The sequence below is a fragment of the Jiella soli genome, assembly GCF_020615385.1.
GTDB lineage: Bacteria > Pseudomonadota > Alphaproteobacteria > Rhizobiales > Rhizobiaceae > VKMB-3413.
In genome coordinates this window covers 1-5,000 of the sequence record NZ_JAJAVB010000052.1, presented here as the reverse complement: position 1 = coordinate 5,000, position 5,000 = coordinate 1, and the positions used below count along the sequence as shown (strand labels likewise).

Genomic DNA, 5,000 nt, shown 5'->3' with positions numbered 1-5,000 from the left:
ACAAGGAATTTCGCTACCTTAGGACCGTTATAGTTACGGCCGCCGTTTACTGGGGCTTCGATTCAAAGCTTGCACCTCTCCTCTTAACCTTCCAGCACCGGGCAGGCGTCAGACCCTATACGTCGTCTTGCGACTTCGCAGAGCCCTGTGTTTTTGGTAAACAGTCGCTACCCCCTGGTCTGTGCCACCTCCACCCACTTGCGTGAATGGAGGTCACGCTTCTTCCGAAGTTACGCGTGCAATTTGCCGAGTTCCTTCAACATAGTTCTCTCAAGCGCCTTGGTATACTCTACCAGTCCACCTGTGTCGGTTTCGGGTACGGTCTATACGGTGGGGCTATTTCCTGGAACCGCTTCACCGCAGGATCAATCCGATAAGACCCTACGATACACGCGATCCGTCACTCTCCACCAGGCCCACGATTATTAACGTGGTTCCCATCGACTACGCCTTTCGGCCTCGCCTTAGGGGCCGGCTAACCCTGCTCAGATTAACTTTAAGCAGGAACCCTTGGACTTTCGGCGAGGGAGTCTCTCACTCCCTTTATCGTTACTCATGTCAGCATTCGCACTTCCGATACCTCCAGGATGCCTCACGGCTGTCCCTTCACAGGCCTACGGAACGCTCCGCTACCACTCACCTCCGAAGAGATGAATCCACAGCTTCGGTGTATGGCTTGAGCCCCGGTACATTTTCGGCGCAAAGTCTCTTATTTAGACCAGTGAGCTGTTACGCTTTCTTTAAATGATGGCTGCTTCTAAGCCAACATCCTGGTTGTTTTGGAAACTTCACATCCTTTCCCACTTAGCCATAACTTGGGGACCTTAGCTGGTGGTCAGGGTTGTTGCCCTCTCCACGACGGACGTTAGCACCCGCCGTGTGTCTGCCGGACAGCACTCGTGCGTATTCGGAGTTTGGTTAGGTTTGGTAAGACGGTGAGTCCCCCTAGCCCATCCAGTGCTCTACCCCGCACGGTGTTCATCCGACGCTCTACCTAAATAGATTTCGCGGAGAACCAGCTATTTCCGAGTTTGATTGGCCTTTCACCCCTAGCCACAAGTCATCCCGATCTATTGCAACAGATATGGGTTCGGTCCTTCAGTGCGTGTTACCGCACCTTCAACCTGCTCATGGCTAGATCACTCGGTTTCGGGTCTAATCCGACGAACTGAACGCCCTGTTCAGACTCGCTTTCGCTACGCCTCCACCTATCGGCTTAAGCTCGCTCGCCAGACTAAGTCGCTGACCCATTATACAAAAGGTACGCCGTCACCCTTGCGGGCTCCGACTGTTTGTAGGCATTCGGTTTCAGGTTCTCTTTCACTCCCCTTGTCGGGGTGCTTTTCACCTTTCCCTCACGGTACTGGTTCGCTATCGGTCATGCACGAGTACTTAGGCTTCGAGGGTGGTCCCCCGAATTTCAGACAGGATTTCACGTGTCCCGCCTTACTCATGGACCTCAAAGAGCATTGCGCCTACGGGGCTGTCACCCGATCTCGCCACGCTTTCCAACGTGTTCGGCTTCTCTCATATGAGGCCACTGGCCTGGTCCGCGTTCGCTCGCCACTACTTGCGGAGTCTCGGTTGATGTCCTTTCCTTCGGGTACTTAGATGTTTCAGTTCCCCGAGTTCGCTTCTAACCCCTATGGATTCAGAGTTAGATACCTTCACTGATCCCTGTTAATCGAAAGCGCTCACGCCAGATCGCTGTCGCGATCGGCTCCGCGAGGGCGGGCCACAAGGCCCGACGGCCGTTCGGCCTACAGCTGCCGCCTGCCCCTTCCGGACAAGACGTCAGTCGTAAGCTCGACCAGCTCAGCACTTTCAACTTAACAGGGATCGAAGGTGGGTTGCCCCATTCGGAAATTCACGGATCAAAGCTTATTCGCAGCTCCCCATGACTTATCGCAGCGTATCACGTCCTTCATCGCCTGTGCATGCCAAGGCATCCACCAAATGCCCTTTTGACACTTGATCGTTCTCATCGCCAATGCTCATCGGTTTCCTTTGCACTCACGCCAGGCCCCTTGCGGGGCCGGCTGCGCGGGCGCGGCCTGACCGGCCGACGCGCAGTCGCGCTTGCCTCGGGTCAAAAGACCCTCGGTTCAGCAGCTACTCGCCGAAGTCAGAAGGAAAGAGAGAGACGAACATTGCGATCATTCTCTTCAAAGGCACCGCAAACACCGGGCGGGTGTGCAACCCGTTCCAGCGTCCTGCAGCGGTGCCCTGTCGACTGGATGTTTATCCAATCGACGAAAGACCAGCTTCTCGAGACAGACCCCGACGATGTGCGGTCAGGCAACATCGATCAATGACGAAAGGCTTGTTATGACCGGCGCCGGGCGATGAACCCTTGGCCGGAACCTCTCGTCGACAGAACCGTGCTTGCCGCCTAAGCGGCGCCCCGGAGTAGAGGGGCAGCCATCCTTTCGAATGGCATTTCGCGACGATCCTTCGAGATCCGTCTTCTTCTTCACAATGGTATCGAGAACAGGCAGCAAAGGCATCGTAACGCCAAGGCTGCAAACCGTTATCTCACTTCCTGGATGGCCATTCACCTGCCTCGGCCTGCGAGCCGAAGGCTCTTCGGCATCCCACCGCTCCGATCGACATGCGATCGCTCGCCTTCGGCGAACGCGACGGGATGGTGGAGCTTGCCGGGATCGAACCGGCGACCCTCTGCTTGCAAAGCAGATGCTCTCCCAGCTGAGCTAAAGCCCCTATCCCGACATGTGACCCGTTGTACCAACCGCCTCGCAAGGCGGCGCACCCCAACACCCATTCGCAAACTCGCACAAACCTGTGCGGGTCGAATGGTGGGCCCGGGTAGATTCGAACTACCGACCTCACCCTTATCAGGGGTGCGCTCTAACCAACTGAGCTACGGGCCCGAACCGTGAGGTCCAGGACCGCGACACTGTCACACCAGATCATGACGATCGAGCGACAGGTCGGACGCGCACCGGGTCCGGCAATTCATCCAGGGAAGAAAGAGAAACGAAGGCGGCGGGGCCTGCCCTTACGCCGTACGCCCCGAAAGGCTCATTGGCGCTTTGTGTATGCGCGGCACCGTCTGACTGGACGAATGCCTTGTTCTAAAACAATCCGATACGGGAAGCCCGGCGGACCAGACCTAAAAGGCCTGATGGACCGGACGCCGTGAGGGATCGTCCTTAGAAAGGAGGTGATCCAGCCGCAGGTTCCCCTACGGCTACCTTGTTACGACTTCACCCCAGTCGCTGACCCTACCGTGGCTGGCTGCCTCCCTTGCGGGTTAGCGCACCATCTTCGGGTAGAACCAACTCCCATGGTGTGACGGGCGGTGTGTACAAGGCCCGGGAACGTATTCACCGTGGCATGCTGATCCACGATTACTAGCGATTCCAACTTCATGCACCCGAGTTGCAGAGTGCAATCCGAACTGAGACGGTTTTTTGGGATTAGCTCACTCTCGCGAGTTGGCTGCCCACTGTCACCGCCATTGTAGCACGTGTGTAGCCCAGCCCGTAAGGGCCATGAGGACTTGACGTCATCCCCACCTTCCTCTCGGCTTATCACCGGCAGTCCCCTTAGAGTGCCCAACTGAATGCTGGCAACTAAGGGCGAGGGTTGCGCTCGTTGCGGGACTTAACCCAACATCTCACGACACGAGCTGACGACAGCCATGCAGCACCTGTGTCCACGTCCCGAAGGAAGGAAACCGTCTCCGGTAACCGTCGTGGCATGTCAAGAGCTGGTAAGGTTCTGCGCGTTGCTTCGAATTAAACCACATGCTCCACCGCTTGTGCGGGCCCCCGTCAATTCCTTTGAGTTTTAATCTTGCGACCGTACTCCCCAGGCGGGAAGCTTAATGCGTTAACTGCGCCACCGAGGGATAAATCCCCCAACGGCTAGCTTCCATCGTTTACGGCGTGGACTACCAGGGTATCTAATCCTGTTTGCTCCCCACGCTTTCGCACCTCAGCGTCAGTTGTGGTCCAGTGAGCCGCCTTCGCCACTGGTGTTCCTGCGAATATCTACGAATTTCACCTCTACACTCGCAATTCCACTCACCTCTACCACACTCAAGACACCCAGTATCAGAGGCCGTTCCGGGGTTGAGCCCCGGGATTTCACCCCTGACTTAAATGTCCGCCTACGTGCGCTTTACGCCCAGTAATTCCGAACAACGCTAGCCCCCTTCGTATTACCGCGGCTGCTGGCACGAAGTTAGCCGGGGCTTCTTCTGTGGGTACCGTCATTATCGTCCCCACTGAAAGAGCTTTACAACCCTAGGGCCTTCATCACTCACGCGGCATGGCTGGATCAGGCTTGCGCCCATTGTCCAATATTCCCCACTGCTGCCTCCCGTAGGAGTTTGGGCCGTGTCTCAGTCCCAATGTGGCTGATCATCCTCTTAGACCAGCTATGGATCGTCGCCTTGGTAGGCCATTACCCCACCAACTAGCTAATCCAACGCGGGCTCATCCATCCCCGATAAATCTTTCTCCCGGAGGACGTATACGGTATTAATTCCAGTTTCCCGGAGCTATCCCGTAGAGATGGGTAGATTCCCACGCGTTACTCACCCGTCTGCCACTCACCCCGAAGGATGCGTTCGACTTGCATGTGTTAAGCCTGCCGCCAGCGTTCGTTCTGAGCCAGGATCAAACTCTCAGGTTTGATAAGAGCTGTTCCTGACCGTCACTGTCTCAAAGCATCGACGAGATTTCTCCAGCACCCAGACCCCAGCGCCAGCCGAAGCCAACACCGAAAGGCCCATGGACATCACTGCCCAAGGACCAGTCCAAGCACCGATCCGGAACCCTCAACCACTCAAGCCCTCCAACCCAGCCGATCCTCACGAACCCGCCAAACCAAAAAGACCCAAGCAATCCAGAGCTCCGCTCTCATCACTTAGCGAAACGTGAAACGATCAGTCTCGTCTCTTCAAACCTCAAGGGATCCGGAAAGGATACCAGTCCCTCGAGGCCGCAGACTTACCGCCGCCCACGCTTCTC

At 56.5% G+C, this 5,000-nt stretch carries 2 tRNA genes and 2 rRNA genes (1 of these 4 running past the window's edge); all 4 read right to left on the bottom strand.

The window, feature by feature from the left end:
- Positions 1-1,977 (bottom strand): 23S ribosomal RNA (locus LH400_RS25905); it reaches 942 nt to the left of the window's first position.
- Positions 1,978-2,645: 668 nt separating this feature from the next.
- Positions 2,646-2,721 (bottom strand) — tRNA-Ala (locus LH400_RS25900).
- Positions 2,722-2,814: 93 nt separating this feature from the next.
- A tRNA-Ile gene (locus tag LH400_RS25895) sits at positions 2,815-2,891 on the bottom strand.
- Between the two features lie 286 nt (positions 2,892-3,177).
- Positions 3,178-4,662, bottom strand: a 16S ribosomal RNA gene (locus LH400_RS25890).
- The 16S and 23S rRNA genes sit together here with 2 tRNA genes alongside, the layout of an rRNA operon.
- Positions 4,663-5,000: the final 338 nt, after the last annotated feature.